The following is a 16,211-nucleotide window of genomic DNA, read 5'->3' as shown; positions in this document are numbered from 1 at the left end:
GGAGCGAACTTGTTCGCGAGAGGCTTGACGCGGTATATCAGACACGCTGCCTCGCCTACAAGTTGGCTCCTACCGGTTTGGTGTCTATTGCAGGACACCGTTATGTCAAAGACACTACGACGTGCTTCTGACCTGTCGGGCCTGCCAGATGAAAACCAACAAAACCATCACTCGTGCGTTCTGTGTCGAGCTTCAGGAGGAGTTGTCGATCAGCTCTGCGCGACGGGAATACTTTTCTCAGGAAGAACCTCGGCAGCGCTTTGAGTTTCTCTGTTCGACCGAGCCCTGCCGCAGACTCGGGGCGAAGATTACCGGCGTACGTTACGACGTGAAGCCGCAGGACAATCCGACATTTGTGTCCGCTCACTTTCGCGCCAATCCGCACTCCGATCATCATCCCGATTGCGAGTGGATCGATGAGCAGGTTGAAGAAAACCAGTCGCCCGCTGATAACGAAGAAACCGAACCGCAGACGCGCATCCGCAAGGCCAAACGCAAGCTGGATGACTATATCGATGTCTTTGATCCCGCCATAAAGACGCCGGGCGCAGCAAAAACCAGAGAAGCCAAACCTGCTGCTGTTGCCGTGGAGGTAGCAGACGAGCCCACACCCGTTAAGGCTCCAGCAGCGAAGCCTCCTCGCGACAGTGAAACCCGCACCAACAACCTCGAACGTCTCGTCGACAGCTATCGCCAGGCTAAAGCGCAATTATCCGCCGATGACTTCAAGCTGCTGACCCTGAAGGTGCCTGGCCAGGGCGAACTGACGCTGCGCTCCTACTTTCGGCATATCAAGTACGCGAAGTTGGGCGATAACGGTCGGGTGCTGTACGGCGGCGGTCTGGTAGAGCGCTACGGACTGGGGTTCAAGTTCAAGTTCTTCGACCGGCTTGAGGGCAAACTGGTGACGCTGTATGTGTCGCCTGCGCAGATGAAAGCTTACCGCTCCAGCCGATACATCAGCGAACTGCTGAGCCATGCCGAAGAGGTGAAGTTCTTTACGGTGTATGCGCTGGGTGAAGTGAGCGAGAGCCCATCGGGCAAGAGCATCGGTTTGAGTGTGGAAGACTTGCGGCACCTGGTGATTGTATTGGGGCCGGCGAAGGAGACAGATTCCACGACGTAACGGAGATCTGTAGGAGCTGCCGAAGGCTGCGAAAGCGGTCTGTCTGACACAGCCTCGTTCGCAGCCTTCGGCAGCTCCTACAGGTTTACATCAAACCTTGACGATCCAGCCTGCTGGCGCTTCAACGTCGCCGGACTGTACGCCGGTCAGCTCAGCGTAGAGCTTGCGGGTCACAGGGCCGACTTCGGTTTCGCTGTAGAACACGTGCAGCTTGTCCTTGTAGGAAATCCCGCCGATTGGCGTGATCACCGCAGCGGTGCCACAGGCGCCGGCTTCTTTGAAGTCGGCGATCTTGTCGATGAACACGTCACCTTCAACCACTTTCAGGCCCAGACGGCTCTGCGCCAGTTCGATCAGCGACAGACGGGTGATGCCCGGCAGCACGGAAGGCGACTTGGGCGTCACGAACACATCGTCGTGAGTGATCGCGAAAAAGTTGGCCGAGCCGACTTCTTCAATCTTGGTGTGGGTTTGCGGATCCAGATAAATGGCATCAGCGAAGCTCAGTTTCTTGGCTTCCGAACCTGGCATCAGGCTGGCGGCGTAGTTACCGCCGACCTTGGCTGCGCCTGTGCCTTGTGGCGCTGCGCGGTCGTAGCCGGAAATGACGAAGTTGTTCGGCTTCAGGCCACCTTTGAAGTAGGCGCCGACCGGAATGCAGAAGATCGAGAAAATAAACTCGGGCGCAGTACGCACGCCGATGTTGTCACCCACGCCAATGACGAAGGGACGCAGGTACAGCGCGCCGCCAGAACCGTAAGGCGGGATGAAACGTTCGTTGGCGGCGACGACTTTTTTGCAGGCCTCGATGAATACGTCAGTCGGCACTTGCGGCATCAACAGGCGACCACAGCTGCGCTGCATGCGCAGGGCGTTCTGGTCAGGGCGGAACAGGTTGATCGAGCCGTCCTTGCAACGATAAGCCTTGAGGCCTTCGAAACACTGCTGGCCGTAGTGCAGCGCGGTGGAGCCTTCGCTGATGTGCAGCACGTTGTCTTCGGTCAGCGTGCCTTCGTCCCATGCGCCATCGCGCCAGTGAGAGAGGTAGCGCATATCAGTTTTGATGTAGTCGAAACCCAGAGTGTCCCAATTGATGCTGTCGTGACTCATAACGCCCTCTTTCATTTAGCGGCTGCCTGGACGAATCAGGCCATGACCTTATTCTGCCAGATCATCCGCGGCTTGCGGCCTGAAATACGCATAAACCTTGATACACCTTCAATCAGATGAAGTCTCTCCAGCGGCGTCAGGCGCCAGGCAATCGGTAAACAGCTTGTGCAGCGGCAGATCGCGCTGGCTGCGGCGCATCATCAACACCACTTCGCGATGAAACGTCAGATCACCCAGGCTGATGACTCGCACTCTGGCGTCGCGCTCCAGCCAGAGTCCGGCCTGAGGTATCAGGGAAATACCCAGGCCGCTTTCGACGAACTTGACGATGGCGTCCAGCTCGTCCAGTTCCAGCGCGACATGCACCTCGATCTGCTGCTCACGCAAAAACCGGGTGACCTGACGTCCACCGAACGAAGCGCGGTCATAGCGCACATGCGGCTGCCCGGCCAACAGTTTGAGTGGATCGGACTCATCGACATCCAGCGGCACAATCAACACAAAGGGTTCGGTCTCCAATACCTGCACATGCAGCTCTTTGGGTAATTCGAAAGGCGGTTTGATCAGGATGGCCACGTCCAGCTCACCCGCGTCCAGTTGACTCAGCAGGTTGAGCGACACGCCGGGCACCAGTTTGGCTTCGACGGCCGGTGCGCGACGTCTCAGCCTTAACAACGCCTGGGGCATGAACCCGGTTTGTGCGCTGGCAATCGCACCGATCTTCATCTCGCCGCGGTACTCGTCCGGGTTCACCGGCGTCGACATGCGGTTGAACAGCTCGAACATTTCCTGCGCCAGGGGCAGTGCGCGAACACCGGCGGCATTGAGAATCGCCTGACGCCCGGTGCGGTCAAACAAACGCACGCCCAGTGCCTGTTCGAGATTCTTGATCTGCGAGCTGACGGCTGACTGCGTCAACCCGATATGCATGCCCGCGGCGGCGAAGGTGCCATAGCGGGCAACGGCAATAAAGGTCTTCAGTTCACGCAGCATTGGCCGTCCGATTGATCGATTTTATTTGAGCTGAGCAGTCAATATATCCGCTTTGTATAAATTTATTCTTATCTAAAATAAATCATCTTCTCAAACCTTTGCTTCATAAAAAAAGGATGACCACCGTGAGCCTCGCCCCTTTCCATCTCGCTATTCCCGTCCACGACCTGGCCGCCGCCCGCCATTTCTACACTCATATTTTCGGCTTCACCGAAGGCCGCTCCAGCGATCATTGGGTCGATTACGATTTCTATGGTCATCAACTGGTGATTCACGAGCACCCGAAAACTGCCTCGCAAGAATCGGCAGGCACTAACGTCGTGGACGGCCACGACGTGCCCGTACCGCATTTTGGCGTGGTGTTGAGCTGGGAAGACTGGGAGATCCTGGCCGAGCGCCTGCGTTCGCAGAGCATCAAGTTTGTGATCGAACCTTACGTGCGCTTCAAAGGCGAAGTCGGTGAGCAAGCCACCATGTTCTTCTTCGACCCGTGCGGCAACGCGCTGGAGTTCAAGGCCTTCAAGGACATCGGTCAGTTGTTCGCCAAGTAACCGGATTGATGACGCTGGCTGTCGGTCGCACGCGTACCAGCAGCCTCGTCATACCTCAAGTTGTTATTTTGACGCGTGATAAACACCTCATCGAACAGGACGCGATTGAGGCCATTAATTTGACATCAAGTGGCGCTGGGTTAGGCTGAGCCTGTGTAAGACAAACAGGACTCCTTCGCCTTCTTTGATGAGCAGATCGCCATGGATACAGGCATCAACGCAGCAACCTGCTCTATCGCAAAAACCCATGATCGCCGCCTGATGTTGTTGCTGTTTTGTCTCCCGGTCACGCTGCTAGTGCTGGCCGTACTGGTCATCAACGGCGGCACGTTGATGTATACCCTGGACGATCCGTATATCCATATCGATCTGGCCAGGCGCATCTTCAGCGGTCATTACGGCATCAACCCCGGCGAATACTCCGCTCCGTCGTCGAGCATCCTCTGGCCATTTCTACTGGCGCCGTTTACCCCTCTCGGCGGCTTGATGCTGTGGGTGCCGCTGCTCCTGAACATTGGCTTCTCTTTTCTGACCTGCTCGCTTTTCAACCGACTGCTGCCGGACGCAAGCTTCGCCCATCGGTTTTTCATTCTGGGCGGCTGGTTTCTCGCGACCAACTTCTACGGGTTGATTTTCAACGGCATGGAACACTGCCTGCAGATTTATCTGGTGGCGTTGATTGCAGTGGGCGTGCTGCAAAAAGAGTTTTATGGCGAACAGGTCACGAGCAATGGCGTCTATCTGGCCATCCTGCTATTGCCATTGGTGCGTTACGAAGGGCTGGCGGTATCTCTTCCGGTGTTGCTCTATTTGCTGTGCAAGGGTGAGCGTCTGAGGCCGCTGGTCTGGGGGGTGGCACTGGTGAGCGCCGTGGCGCTGTTCTCTCTGTTTCTGGCGCGCTTGGGCGTTGGCTACCTGCCCTCCTCGGTCATCGCCAAATCGGACACGACCGGGCTGTCGTCCATCGTCATGAATGCCATTGGCCAGTTTGAAAAGTATGGCTGGATCATTCTCGCAATGCTGGTCATGTGTGCCTTCATGCCGAACCGCAAACTGCTGGTCATGCTGCTGATTACAGTAACCGCGCTGCACACGCTGTTTGGCAAGAATGGCTGGTTCGGACGCTATGAAATCTATTGGCTGACATTCCTCGGGGTGTTTTTCCTGCACCTGTGCCTGACCCATCTCAAGGCGCGCACTACTGCGATCATCTTCGGCTTGCTGCCACTGGCGTTCGCGCAACTGGTGTACACCACTCTGAGCACACCGCTGGCGTCAGCAGCGGTCTATAACCAGCAATATCCAATGTCACAGATCGCCCAGCGGCTCAACGCGCCCGTTGCCGTCAACGACCTTGGGCTGGTGGCGCTGAACTCCAGGCAATACGTGCTGGACCTTTGGGGCCTTGGCAACCTTGAAGCGCTGAAGCTGCGCAAATCCGAAAGCGGTCCGCAATGGATCAAGGATTTGATGGATCGCAAGAACGTCCACTATGCATTCGTTTACGAAGAGTGGTTCCCCGAGCGCCCGGACAACTGGATCAAGGTCGGCGAACTGCAGATGCACATCCCCAAGATCGCTACTGCGTTCAACCACGTTGCGTTTTACGCGACCGACGAGCCATCGGCGCGAACGCTCAGGGAGGTGATGCAGGCTTATGCGCTGGAGCAGCCAACGGGGAAGTATGAGTTTTGGTTTGAGAATTGAGTGAGAGGTGAAACGCCAGAAATAAAAAACCCCGCTGCTCAAACGAGCAACGGGGTTTTCTGTTTTCAGACTAACTGTGGATCAGAAGGCGTAAGTCACCAGCAGATCTTTGGTTACCTGAAAGTCCACCGACATCATGAAGCTCAAAGCGCTGATGGTGAAGATGGAGAACACGAACAGCTTGCGGGCCCAGACAGTGTCATCGACTGCCTTGTAGCCTTTCCAGGCCATATACAGCCAGTACATGCCCATGCCCGCTGCAACCGCCAGATAGTTGAGTCCGGCGTAACCGCCGAAGGTCAACATCAAGGTGGTCACCAGGAACGCCAGGATGTAGAGCAGGATATGCCGCTTGGCGACCTTGATACCGCGCTCAACCGGTAGAACCGGAATCTTCGCAGCCAGGTAGTCATTGAAACGGAAAATCGCGATGGCATAGGAATGCGGCATCTGCCAGAGGCTGAACATCACCAGCAGGGTCAATGCCGCAAAGTCGAAGCTGTTGCTCACTGCGCAGTAACCGATTACCGGAGGCATGGCCCCCGACAAGCTACCGATCAGTGTGCCGTGTACCGACTTGCGTTTGAAATACAGGCTGTAGAAGCCGACGTAAATCACGAAGCCGATCACTGCGAGCATCGCTGCGAGCGGGTTGGTCTTGGTGTACAGCAAACCAACCCCGCCGACACCGAGAATCGTCGCGTAGAGCAAGGCCAGTCTCAGAGAGACCAGGCCTTGTACCAGCACACGGTTCTTGGTGCGCTCCATCTTCTGGTCAATGTCACGATCGATGCAGTTGTTGAATACACAACCGGATGCCACGACCAATGAGGTGCCTATGACTGCGGCCAGGAACATGCCGAAGTCAATTTGCCCTTTGGAGGCCAGAAAAAAGCCACCTGCCACCGAAAGCACGTTACCGAAAATGATCCCCGGCTTGGTGATTTGGATAAAGTGCTTAAGGGACATCAGGGTTACCTCATTTAGCCATCATGACGGTGTGGATGCTGAACATGATCCACAACGAGAGGCCGACCAGCAGCACGATGACCATCGTAGTGAACGCGAAGGCGAACACGTTATTGCGCTGAGCAACCGAACGATCAAGGTGCAGGAAGTAACGCAGGTGAACCAGAACCTGCACCACAGCAAACAACAGGATCGTTATCAGCGTCGCTGACTTGGACATGACCGGGTACATCACAATGCCGAACGGAATCGCGGTGAGGATCACGGACAGAACGAAGCCAATCACATAGTCCTTCACACCATGGCTATGGTCGTCAGCAGAGGTATGCGCGTGTGCGTTAGCCATTTACAAAGTCCCCATCAGATAAACAACGGTGAAGACGCAAATCCACACCACGTCCAGGAAGTGCCAGAACAGACTCAGGCAGCTCAGACGGGTAGCGTTGGTCGACGTCAGGCCACGAGTCTTGACCTGATACATCATGATGCCCATCCAGATCAGGCCGCTGGTCACGTGCAGACCGTGCAGGCCTACCAGTGCGAAGAAGCCAGACAGGAAGCCGCTGCGGCTAGGGCCGTAGCCTTCGACGATCAGGTGATGGAATTCGTAGATTTCCATCGCGATGAAGCCAGCACCGAACAGGAAGGTCAGGGCCAACCAGCCCAGGACCTGACTCTGCTTGCCCTTGTGAACGGCCAGCATCGCGAAGCCGTAGGTAATACTACTGAACAACAGGAACGCGGTTTCGACGGCCACGAATGGCAGTTCGAAAATGTCGTGTCCCGAAGGACCGCCTGCAACGTTGTTTACCAACACCGCGTAGATCGCGAAGAAGGATGCGAACAACACGCAGTCGGTCATCAGGTAGAGCCAGAAACCGTAGACGGTCATTGGCCCCGCATCGTGGTGATCATGCCCATGGTCGTCGTGACCGTGGGCGTCTCCTGGATTCAATACTAAGTTCGACATGTTTAAACCTGTTCCAGTGTGGATTTGCCAGGCGTGTATGCACCCTGAGCCACGAGGACCTTGTGCTGCTCACCTTCGATACGCGCCACTTCTTCAGCGGGCACCATATAGCCTTGATCGTCACGTGCAGCGTGGATGACGAACGACACGACGGTCGCCGCCAGGCTGGCGATAGCCAACCACCAGATGTGCCAGATCATGGCAAAACCGAACACTGTCAACAGCAGACCCATTACCAGGCCAGTCGCAGTGTTGTTCGGCATGTGAATCGCCGAATAGTGAGCAGGTACTTTGTAAGCCGTGCCGTCACGCTTGGCCGCGGTGAATGCATCCAGCTCGTCGGCTTTAGGCAGTTCAGCGAAGTTGTAGAACGGTGGCGGCGAAGACGTCGACCATTCCAGCGTGTGGCCATTCCATGGGTCGCCAGTCAGATCAAGATTCTCTGGCTTGTTGCGGTCACGGATACTTACGAAGATCTGGATCAGCTGGCATGCGATACCAACGGCAATCAGCATTGCACCGAACCAGGCGATGTCCAGGTACAGGTTCCAGGCCGGGTTATCAGTAGCGTTCAGACGACGAGTCATACCCAGGAAGCCCAGGAAGTACAGCGGCATGAACGCGACGAAGAAACCGACGAACCAGAAGTAGAACGCAGCCTTGCCCCACTTCTCGTTCAGCTTGAAGCCGAACGCTTTAGGGAACCAGAACGCGAAGCCAGCGATGTAACCGAATACCGCACCGCCGATGATGACGTTGTGGAAGTGAGCGATTACGAACAGGCTGTTGTGCAGCACGAAGTCAGCACCCGGGATCGCCAACAGAACGCCGGTCATACCGCCGATCGAGAAGGTGATCATGAAGCCCAGGGTCCAGAGCACTGGCGCGGTGAAGCGCAGACGGCCCTGGTAAATGGTGAACAGCCAGTTGAACAGCTTCACACCCGTCGGCAGCGCAATCAGCATCGTTGCCAGACCGAAGAAGGCGTTGACGCTGGCGCCAGAACCCATGGTGAAGAAGTGGTGCAGCCAGACCATGAAGCCGAGGACGGTGATACCGCCGCTGGCGTAGATCATGGACTTGTGGCCGAACAGGCGCTTGCCGGTAAAGGTAGAGATGACTTCGGAGAACACACCGAAGGCAGGCAATACCAGAATGTACACTTCAGGGTGACCCCAGGCCCAGAACAGGTTCACGTACATCATTGGGTTACCACCCAACTCGTTCGTGAAAATGTGGAAGTCCAGGTAACGGTCCAGAGTCAGGGCGGCCAGTGTGGCGGTCAGGATCGGGAACGAAGCAACGATCAGGATGTTAGCGAAGGTGCAGGTCCAGGTGAAGATCGGCATCTCCATCAACTTCATGCCAGGCGCGCGCATTTTCAGCACGGTGACAAGGAAGTTGACCCCCGTTAACGTCGTCCCGAGTCCCGATAGCTGTAGCGCCCAGATGTAGTAGTCGACCCCCACTCCAGGACTGTAAGCAAGCCCGGACAATGGCGGGTAAGCAACCCAACCGGTTTTGGCGAACTCGCCGACACCCAGGGAGATGTTGACCAACAGTACGCCGGACACCAGGAGCCAGAAGCTCAGGGAGTTCAGGAACGGGAAGGCAACGTCACGGGCACCGATCTGCAACGGCACGACGATGTTCATCAGGCCGGTGAAGAATGGCATCGCCATGAAGATGATCATGATCACACCGTGAGCGGTGAAGATCTGGTCATAGTGCTCAGGCGGCAGATAGCCTTCGGCACCATTCTGGGCCAAAGCCAGCTGGGTACGCATCATCACGGCGTCGGCGAAACCGCGCAACAGCATGACCATGGCAACGATGATGTACATGACACCGATTTTCTTGTGGTCGACTGACGTCAGCCATTCACTCCACAAGTAGGTCCACTTCTTGAAGTAGCTGATCGCCGCGACCAACGCAATGCCACCCAGCGCGATCATCGCGAGGGTGATCATGACAATTGGCTCGTGATACGGGATCGCGTCCAGACTTAATTTACCAAACATCGTTTACTCCTCTGCCCCAGCAGCTGAATGCTTACCCTTACCCATGTCCATCACTTTCTCACCCACATTGGCGTCCGACTCGCGAGCAGTACCTTCCTGCTCGTGAGGGTTCACCTTGCCTGGTTTCATACCTTCATATTTATCGATGATGGCATTGAACAGGTTCGGAGTGACCGAGGAGAAGAGTTCGACCGGGTTACGCTCGCTCGGCTTGAGCAATGCAGCGTATTCAGACGTCTCAAGCTTTTTAGGTGAACTCTTGACTTCGGCGACCCAGGCGTCGAAATCAGCCTTGGACGTTGCAATTGCCTTGAACTTCATGCCGGTAAAACCTGCGCCGCTGTAGTTGGCGGAGATACCGTCGTATTCGTGATTTTCGTTAGAGATCAAGTGTAGCTTGGTCAGCATGCCAGCCATGGCATAAACCTGGCCGCCCAGACCCGGAATGAAGAACGAGTTCATCACCGAATCAGAGGTAATCTTGAAATTGACCGGAGTATTGGCTGGGAAAACGATCTTGTTGACCGTTGCGATGCCTTGTTCCGGGTAGATGAACACCCACTTCCAGTCCAGCGAAACCACCTCGATGGTAATCGGCGGCACATCGGACTCGATTGGACGATACGGGTCCAATGCGTGGGTAGACTTGTAAGTGATGTAGCCCAGAAACACCAACAGGACCAGCGGAATGCCCCAGACTGCGGCCTCGATCTTGGTGGAGTGCGACCATTCAGGCGTGTAAGTGGCACCCTTGTTGGTGGCACGATATTTCCAGGCGAAGATGATTGTCAGGAAAATGACAGGAATCACCACGATCAACATCAACAGCGTTGCGGTGATAATCAGGTTGCGCTGGTCGAGCCCTATTTGCCCTTTAGGATCGAGCAGAGGCACGCCCTCGCAACCACTGAGCAAAAGCATGCTGAAAAGGGCCAAGAAGCCAAAAAACCTGGGGTACCTTTTTTTACTCATCTCACGACCTCTAAAAGCAAAAGCAGCTTGCGGGTGCAATTGGTTTTCGACCGCCAACACCGAAACCTGCCTGTGTTGGCATATTTTTTGGATTGAACAAAGCCTGTCACGACGCTTGCATAGCGTAACGACAAATCCATATTTATCTTTAATTTCTTGTTTGAATGCGTGGCATCACGCCCGGAATACGGGCCAACTCCCTTTGGTGCGGGCATTCATGGTACTTCAGAGTCCGACTGGCACTACGGCACAGCCTGCGCAAAAGGCGCTTTTTGACCTCGAAAATGCTCAGCGCCAGGTAAGCCAACGCGGCAAGTGCGGGGATTGTAGATATCTAGAAATTTAATGACTATGTTTTTTTTAGCAACAGTTTGTATCAGGATCTGTAAAAGTCGGCAAACAGCTCACGAATTTTTCACAAAAAATGCCCCTTTCCGAAGGGGCATTTTTTCCTTACAGGCCCTGTAGCCCGCGGTATTTCCGACGGTTACGAATGATGCCGATCGGCACCAGTACGACGGTCAAAACGAACGCCACCAGAGCCCACTGCGCGAGGGACAATCCGAGGACTGGCGGATAAGGGGTCGTGCAGAACCCGCCGACCTGGAATCCGATCGGGAACATCGAGGCCAGTGGCAGGCCGTCGACAATCGGTTGCAGGACGTCGATGCCACAACTCTCGGTAGGATGCGAAAGGATGTAGACATGGCGGCCCGCCGCAATAATCCCGCCTATTGCGCTCAGCACTACCAGCGTTTCCATTGCCGTGATGCTACGGCGGCCCGGCATGGCCGCGCCGATGAAGGCGAAGATGGCGATGAACAGGAGCGCATAGCGTTGCAGGATGCACAGCGGGCAAGGCGCCTCGCCCAATACGATCTGCATGTACAGCGCCCCGCCGATCAGCGCCAGGCAGATAACACCCAGCAGAACCAGAAAGCGCTTCTCGCGTTTTAGGTACAACATGTTGTCGCTCATTCACTTACCTTTCGAAAGGGTGTCCATTAGGACCGTTCGATCAATGCCGCAGGACTTGAAACCAGCACCCAAAGGGCAGACACCGGATTGTAAAGGCACAACGCCCTGATCGCTCGCGATAATCGTGGTCCCTGCAGGACAACTCAAGCCTGTACCCGCCATATGGGCATATTTGGCCGCCCGATGGTGTTGGCTGCACCCGTTCAGTGCATGAGTAACTGCATTGCGCAGGACGAACCATATCCTTCTATATATAGAAGGATGCGGCTATTTGTCGCAGCAGGTAGCATCGGGCCATCCCTGCAGGAGCTACCGTAGGCTGCGATAGCGGTGTGTCAGGCAGTACGCTATCCCAGCCTTCGGCAGCTCCTACAGAAAACGGATCTCCATTCAAGGACCAAATCGGGAGAAACCGCATCCTTCTATATATAGAAAGATGCGGCTATTTGTCGCAGCAGGTAGCATCGAGCCATCCCCGTAGGAGCTGCCGAAGGCTGCGATAGCGGTGTGTCAGGCAGTACGCTATCGCAGCCTTCGGCAGCTCCTACAGAAACAAACGGAGCACATTTTGCCTATCGGTCGCAGCCATGCTTGAGGAAACGCATTCCACGGGAGCCCCTCTTCTATATATAGAAGAGCGCGACTATTTGTCGCACCTCATTCCAAGGCAGAAGCCGGACCAAAAAATTCGAAGCGGCTTTGCTTCTCCGGCACGCCGGCGATTTTGAGCTGGCGCTTGATGACTCTCATAAAAGCCTTGGGCCCGAGGAAGTACGCATCCACATCTCGCGCCTTGGGTAACCATTGCTCAAGGCGCGACTGATCAAGCAGGCCAAGGGCGTCTCCCGCCGGGCTGACCCCGTCGTCTTCGGCATAGCAGTAGAAACGTTTGAGCTGCGGATGCCGCGCCGCCAGTCCGTCAACCCAGTCACGGAAGGCATGCACACTGCCGTTGCGGGCGCAGTGAATGAAATGCACCGGGCGTGATGTGGCGAGTGCAGCTTCGAGCATCGCCAGGGTTGGCGTGATACCCACTCCGCCGCTGATCAAGACCAGCGGCTTGTCACTGGCCGTAAGGGTAAACTCACCCGATGGCGGGAACAGTTGCAGGCTGTCGCCCACTTGCAGCTGATCGTGGAGATAGTTGGAAACCTTGCCGTGAGGCTCGCGTTTGACGCTGATCCGATATTGGCCATCACTCGCCACCGCTGACAGCGAATAGTTACGGCGCACCTCCTCGTCGGCAATCTTCAACTGCAGACCGATGTACTGTCCCGGCGCGAAGTCCAGCAACTGACCACCGTCTGCGGGCCGAAGATAGAACGAAGTGATTTCCGAGCTTTCAGTCACCTTGGCTGTCAGCGTGAATTCACGCGTGCCGCGCCAGCCGCCAGTGGCCTGCGCCTTTTCTTCATAGATCGCGTGCTCGGCACCTATCAGCACATCCGCGAGTTGTTGATAAGCACAGCCCCAGGCCTGCAGCACTTCTGCAGTAGCGACTTCATCACCCAACACTTCTCGGATAGCGCTCAGCAAGCAACGACCGACAATCGGGTAGTGCTCCGGCAGGATTTGCAGGGCGACGTGTTTGTTGATTATTTTCGTCAGCAAGTCACCCAACTGGTCCAGCTCATCAATGTGCCGGGCGTACATCAGCAAACCATTGGCCAGTGCTCTGGGTTGATCGCCACTGGCCTGGTGCGCCGGATTGAACAACGGCCTTACTTGCGGGTACTCATCGAGCATTTTTTTGTAGAAGTGAGTCGTTAACGTCTCGCCCCCGCTTTCCAGCAGTGGCACGGTGGCTTTAACGATGGCACGATCCGGGGCGCTTAACATGAGGTACTCCAGCCACACAGGCTTTGAAAAATGTACTCATGCATCATCAGAAACCATGCCAGAATTTACAGCCTTTAAAATCAATCAGTTAGCGATAAATAGTCAAATAGACACCGTGAATAAAGCAGTCATTTTGACTGCACGGAGTCTTAATGACTCATTGCTGCGGATTTCATCCAGCCTCCTGTCGACAGGTTGGCTGGATCAGAGAAACTCCGGACTTCGCACAAAAAAAACCTAAAGCGTGCCTGTGCCGGGTCGATAACCTCTCCAGAGAAGGCTGTTTGCTGCTTACTGCGGCAAAACAATTATTGCCAGAAGGTTCATATGTCCACCAAGAACGTCCGAGCAGATTCACTTTCGCTGCTGCTGTTCACGTTACGCAGCGGCAAGTTGATGGCGATCAACCTGCTGAAAGTCAGCGAAATCATCCCCTGCCCTGCCCTGACACGACTTCCCGAATCGCACCCGCACGTCAAAGGCGTTGCCACGCTGCGAGGTGCCTCGTTGTCCGTGATCGACCTGAGCCGGGCCATTGGTGAAAAGCCATTGGTCGACCCGGATGGCGGTTGCCTGATCGTTACCGACGTCAGCCGTTCGAAGCAGGGCCTGCATGTTCAGGCCGTCAGCAAAATCGTGCATTGCCTGACGACTGATATCCGCCCGCCGCCATTCGGTGCCAACGGCAGATCGTTCATCACCGGTGTCACTCAAGTTGACGGTACGCTGGTGCAGGTACTGGATATCGAAAAAGTCATCCACGGTATTGCCCCGGCGCAGATCGTTGCACAGCCGGATGAGCTGACCATGGAGGAAGCTGAACTGCTGGCTGCCACGCGGATTCTGGTGGTCGATGACAGCCAGGTGGCATTGCAGCAATCGTTGCTCACGCTGCGCAATCTGGGTATCGATTGCCACACGGCCCGCAGCGCCAAGGAGGCTATTGACGTTTTGCTTGAGCTGCAGGGTTCGCCAGCGCAGATCAACGTGCTGGTCTCGGACATCGAAATGTCCGAGATGGACGGCTATGCCTTGACCCGGACACTGCGTGAAACGCCTGACTATCAAGACCTGTATATCCTGCTACACACGTCGCTCGACAGCGCCATGAACAGTGAAAAAGCCAGGCTTGCAGGGGCCAATGCGGTGTTGACCAAGTTTTCCTCACCAGAGTTGACCCGCTGCCTGATCGTCGCTGCACGCGCGGTCAAGGCTCAAGGCGCATGAGTGTGATGGACCGCCTCGGCGGTTCTGACCGGCATTGCTGGCTGATGCGTCGCGATCTTGTAAATCTCGCCGCGACAAACGCATGGCCCGCTCATATCCACGTCACGCCGTTCACCCTCGAAGACGCGCCGCAAGCTCACGCCCTGTTGTTGCAAGGGCATGCGGATGATATCCGGATGCCTGAGTATCACGACTGGGTGAACGACTGGCGAACTGATCCTGAATACGATCCGACGTTGTGCTTTGCCCTTCGGGATGAGCTGGGCATGGTCGGGTTGATCCAGGGATGGACCAGCGCTTTCATCAAGGATTTGGTGATACACCCCCGCGCCAGAAATCAGGGCCTGGCGCTGCAGTTGCTCAACCATGTCTTCAACATTTTTCGGCAGCGAGGCGAAGCCTGGGTGGACCTCAAGGTCATGGAGAATAATCTGGCCGCCCGCTGCCTGTATGAGAAGGCGGGCATGCGTTACGTCCAGCGGCTGGAAACCGATCAGGTCTGATCTGGCATACTCCATCATCAATCGATGTTCATGGAGAACGACAATGAGAGCGTCCACCTTCCTGCTGATAGCCTCGGCAACACTCGCCAGCCAGGCCAACGCTTCCAGCCCTGATGCCTGGAAAGCACTGGACAAGGCGGTTACCGACAGCTGCATGAAAGCCAGCCAGCTCAAAGAAGTGCGTGCTGTCGGCAAAGCCGGGTTTGACGACAATGTCGGTTACGAAGCGCTCATGCTCAGAGGCCGTTACCCACAGCCGCATATGAAAAATCAGCCCGGAGCCGAGCTGTGCCTCTACAACCGGCAGAGTAAGAAAGCCACGGTCACTGAGTGGACCGAGTTGCCAGCCACTGTGAAACAGTAAGCGTTGCGTTTGCTGGCTCACAACTTGCTTTGAACACCGTCTCAGTCGCACCGGCAGCTTGGCCTCTGTCGCGTTCGACGTCTGTCATGACGGACTTTTATCGCAATGAATACCCGATTTTCCTGCGTCGGATGCGGCCGCTGCTGCAACGACCATCACGTGCCTCTCACCCTCGGGGAAGCCCTGCAATGGGCGGCTGACGGCGGATCGCTGATCATCCTCACCGAGGCATTTCTGAGCGATGGCTACGGGTTGCCGGAGGGTCAATTGGCGCACGCCACACGCCGCTCGACGCTGGTACAGAGCGGTGTGACCCAGGCGCAGGTTGCGATCACTTTCGCGGCCTACAACGTCGGACCTTGCCGGAATCTTGACGCAGACAAGCTCTGTCGTATCTATGATCGCCGACCGTTGGTATGTCGGATCTATCCGATGGAAATCAATCCTCACATTCCGTTGCGCCCTGGAGCCAAGGACTGTCCGCCTGAATCCTGGGAACAAGGACCGGATCTGATCGTCGGCGGCCAACTGGTGGATACCGAACTCAGCCGCCTGATCGAGCAGTCTCGTCAGGCTGACCGGGAAGATATCGGCGCCAAAGAGGCGATCTGCCAGCGCTTGGGGATTCGTGCCACAGCGTTGAAGGGCAATGGCTTCGTTGCGTACTTGCCGGATATGGATGCCTTTGCCACTGCCGTCATGGACCTGGCAGACGGTATTGATGCTGCGCCGGTAAACGACGGCTGGACCTTTCACGTAGCGGGCGAAGCCGTGGTCGACACACTCAGCGTGGCCGGGGCCAAGCTGACGACAGGCGAGCCTGCGGGCTATATGTTCATACCGTTGCAGGCGGGTTGATTGCCCAGGCGATGAACACCGAT

16 protein-coding genes are annotated in these 16,211 nt (G+C 56.0%); 7 read left to right on the top strand and 9 right to left on the bottom strand.

Annotation, left to right across the window (positions count from 1 at the left end):
- The first annotated feature begins 148 nt into the window (after positions 1-148).
- Positions 149-1,126, top strand: a complete 978-nt coding sequence (locus tag CKW31_RS10290; RefSeq protein WP_095094240.1) for an ATPase — start codon at positions 149-151, stop codon at positions 1,124-1,126.
- Positions 1,127-1,216: 90 nt separating this feature from the next.
- On the opposite strand, the gene CKW31_RS10285 is transcribed toward CKW31_RS10290, so the two are convergent.
- Positions 1,217-2,236: a branched-chain amino acid aminotransferase gene (locus CKW31_RS10285; RefSeq protein ID WP_087264605.1), complete on the bottom strand. Its 1,020-nt coding sequence runs from the start codon at positions 2,234-2,236 to the stop codon at positions 1,217-1,219.
- A gap of 108 nt (positions 2,237-2,344) precedes the next feature.
- A complete protein-coding gene (locus tag CKW31_RS10280; protein WP_095094238.1) occupies positions 2,345-3,229 on the bottom strand; it encodes a LysR family transcriptional regulator in 885 nt (294 codons plus the stop codon).
- A 125-nt stretch (positions 3,230-3,354) separates the two neighbouring features.
- Between CKW31_RS10280 and CKW31_RS10275 the strand changes: the two genes are divergently transcribed.
- Together CKW31_RS10275 and CKW31_RS10270 are read left to right on the top strand one after the other, a co-directional pair.
- On the top strand, positions 3,355-3,780 hold the full coding sequence (locus CKW31_RS10275) for a VOC family protein (protein WP_095094236.1): 426 nt from the start codon (positions 3,355-3,357) through the stop codon (positions 3,778-3,780).
- Between the two features lie 201 nt (positions 3,781-3,981).
- Positions 3,982-5,487: a hypothetical protein gene (locus tag CKW31_RS10270; protein ID WP_095094234.1), complete on the top strand. Its 1,506-nt coding sequence runs from the start codon at positions 3,982-3,984 to the stop codon at positions 5,485-5,487.
- Positions 5,488-5,568: 81 nt separating this feature from the next.
- Here CKW31_RS10270 and cyoE read toward each other — a convergent pair whose 3' ends face one another.
- The 7 genes from cyoE to hmpA form a co-directional block, all read right to left on the bottom strand.
- On the bottom strand, positions 5,569-6,456 hold the full coding sequence (cyoE, locus tag CKW31_RS10265) for a heme o synthase (RefSeq protein ID WP_027901026.1): 888 nt from the start codon (positions 6,454-6,456) through the stop codon (positions 5,569-5,571).
- Positions 6,457-6,466: 10 nt separating this feature from the next.
- Positions 6,467-6,802 carry a cytochrome o ubiquinol oxidase subunit IV gene (gene cyoD, locus CKW31_RS10260; RefSeq protein WP_095094232.1) on the bottom strand — a complete coding sequence of 112 codons (336 nt, stop codon included), beginning with the start codon at positions 6,800-6,802 and terminating at the stop codon, positions 6,467-6,469.
- Positions 6,803-7,426: a cytochrome o ubiquinol oxidase subunit III gene (locus CKW31_RS10255; protein WP_087264611.1), complete on the bottom strand. Its 624-nt coding sequence runs from the start codon at positions 7,424-7,426 to the stop codon at positions 6,803-6,805. It abuts the gene before it with no gap.
- Between the two features lie 2 nt (positions 7,427-7,428).
- Positions 7,429-9,447: a cytochrome o ubiquinol oxidase subunit I gene (gene cyoB, locus CKW31_RS10250; protein ID WP_095094231.1), complete on the bottom strand. Its 2,019-nt coding sequence runs from the start codon at positions 9,445-9,447 to the stop codon at positions 7,429-7,431.
- A gap of 3 nt (positions 9,448-9,450) precedes the next feature.
- Positions 9,451-10,419 (bottom strand): ubiquinol oxidase subunit II, encoded by a 969-nt coding sequence (gene cyoA, locus CKW31_RS10245; RefSeq protein ID WP_095094469.1) that lies wholly within the window; start codon positions 10,417-10,419, stop codon positions 9,451-9,453.
- 453 nt (positions 10,420-10,872) lie between these two features.
- Positions 10,873-11,397: a disulfide bond formation protein B gene (locus CKW31_RS10240; protein WP_095094230.1), complete on the bottom strand. Its 525-nt coding sequence runs from the start codon at positions 11,395-11,397 to the stop codon at positions 10,873-10,875.
- 657 nt (positions 11,398-12,054) lie between these two features.
- Complete coding sequence (gene hmpA, locus CKW31_RS10235) at positions 12,055-13,236, bottom strand: NO-inducible flavohemoprotein (RefSeq protein ID WP_095094228.1); 1,182 nt, start codon at positions 13,234-13,236, stop codon at positions 12,055-12,057.
- Positions 13,237-13,563: 327 nt separating this feature from the next.
- Here hmpA and CKW31_RS10230 point away from each other — a divergent pair, with 327 nt between their 5' ends.
- From CKW31_RS10230 to CKW31_RS10215, 4 genes are all read left to right on the top strand, one after another.
- The gene (locus CKW31_RS10230) at positions 13,564-14,463 is read left to right on the top strand and encodes a chemotaxis protein (protein ID WP_095094226.1); all 900 of its coding nucleotides are present in this window, start codon (positions 13,564-13,566) and stop codon (positions 14,461-14,463) included.
- Positions 14,460-14,966, top strand: a complete 507-nt coding sequence (locus tag CKW31_RS10225) for an N-acetyltransferase (RefSeq protein WP_256582556.1) — start codon at positions 14,460-14,462, stop codon at positions 14,964-14,966. Before CKW31_RS10230 ends, CKW31_RS10225 begins: the two co-directional genes overlap by 4 nt.
- A 43-nt stretch (positions 14,967-15,009) precedes the next feature.
- Positions 15,010-15,330, top strand: a complete 321-nt coding sequence (locus tag CKW31_RS10220) for a hypothetical protein (protein WP_095094221.1) — start codon at positions 15,010-15,012, stop codon at positions 15,328-15,330.
- Between the two features lie 105 nt (positions 15,331-15,435).
- Positions 15,436-16,188: a YkgJ family cysteine cluster protein gene (locus tag CKW31_RS10215; RefSeq protein ID WP_095094219.1), complete on the top strand. Its 753-nt coding sequence runs from the start codon at positions 15,436-15,438 to the stop codon at positions 16,186-16,188.
- The last annotated feature ends 23 nt before the right edge of the window (positions 16,189-16,211 follow it).

The sequence above is a fragment of the Pseudomonas sp. Irchel 3A5 genome, assembly GCF_900187575.1.
GTDB classification, from domain to species: Bacteria; Pseudomonadota; Gammaproteobacteria; order Pseudomonadales; family Pseudomonadaceae; genus Aquipseudomonas; species Aquipseudomonas folii.
The sequence above is the reverse complement of the archived record's forward strand: the minus strand, read 5'-3'. Positions and strand labels throughout refer to the sequence as shown.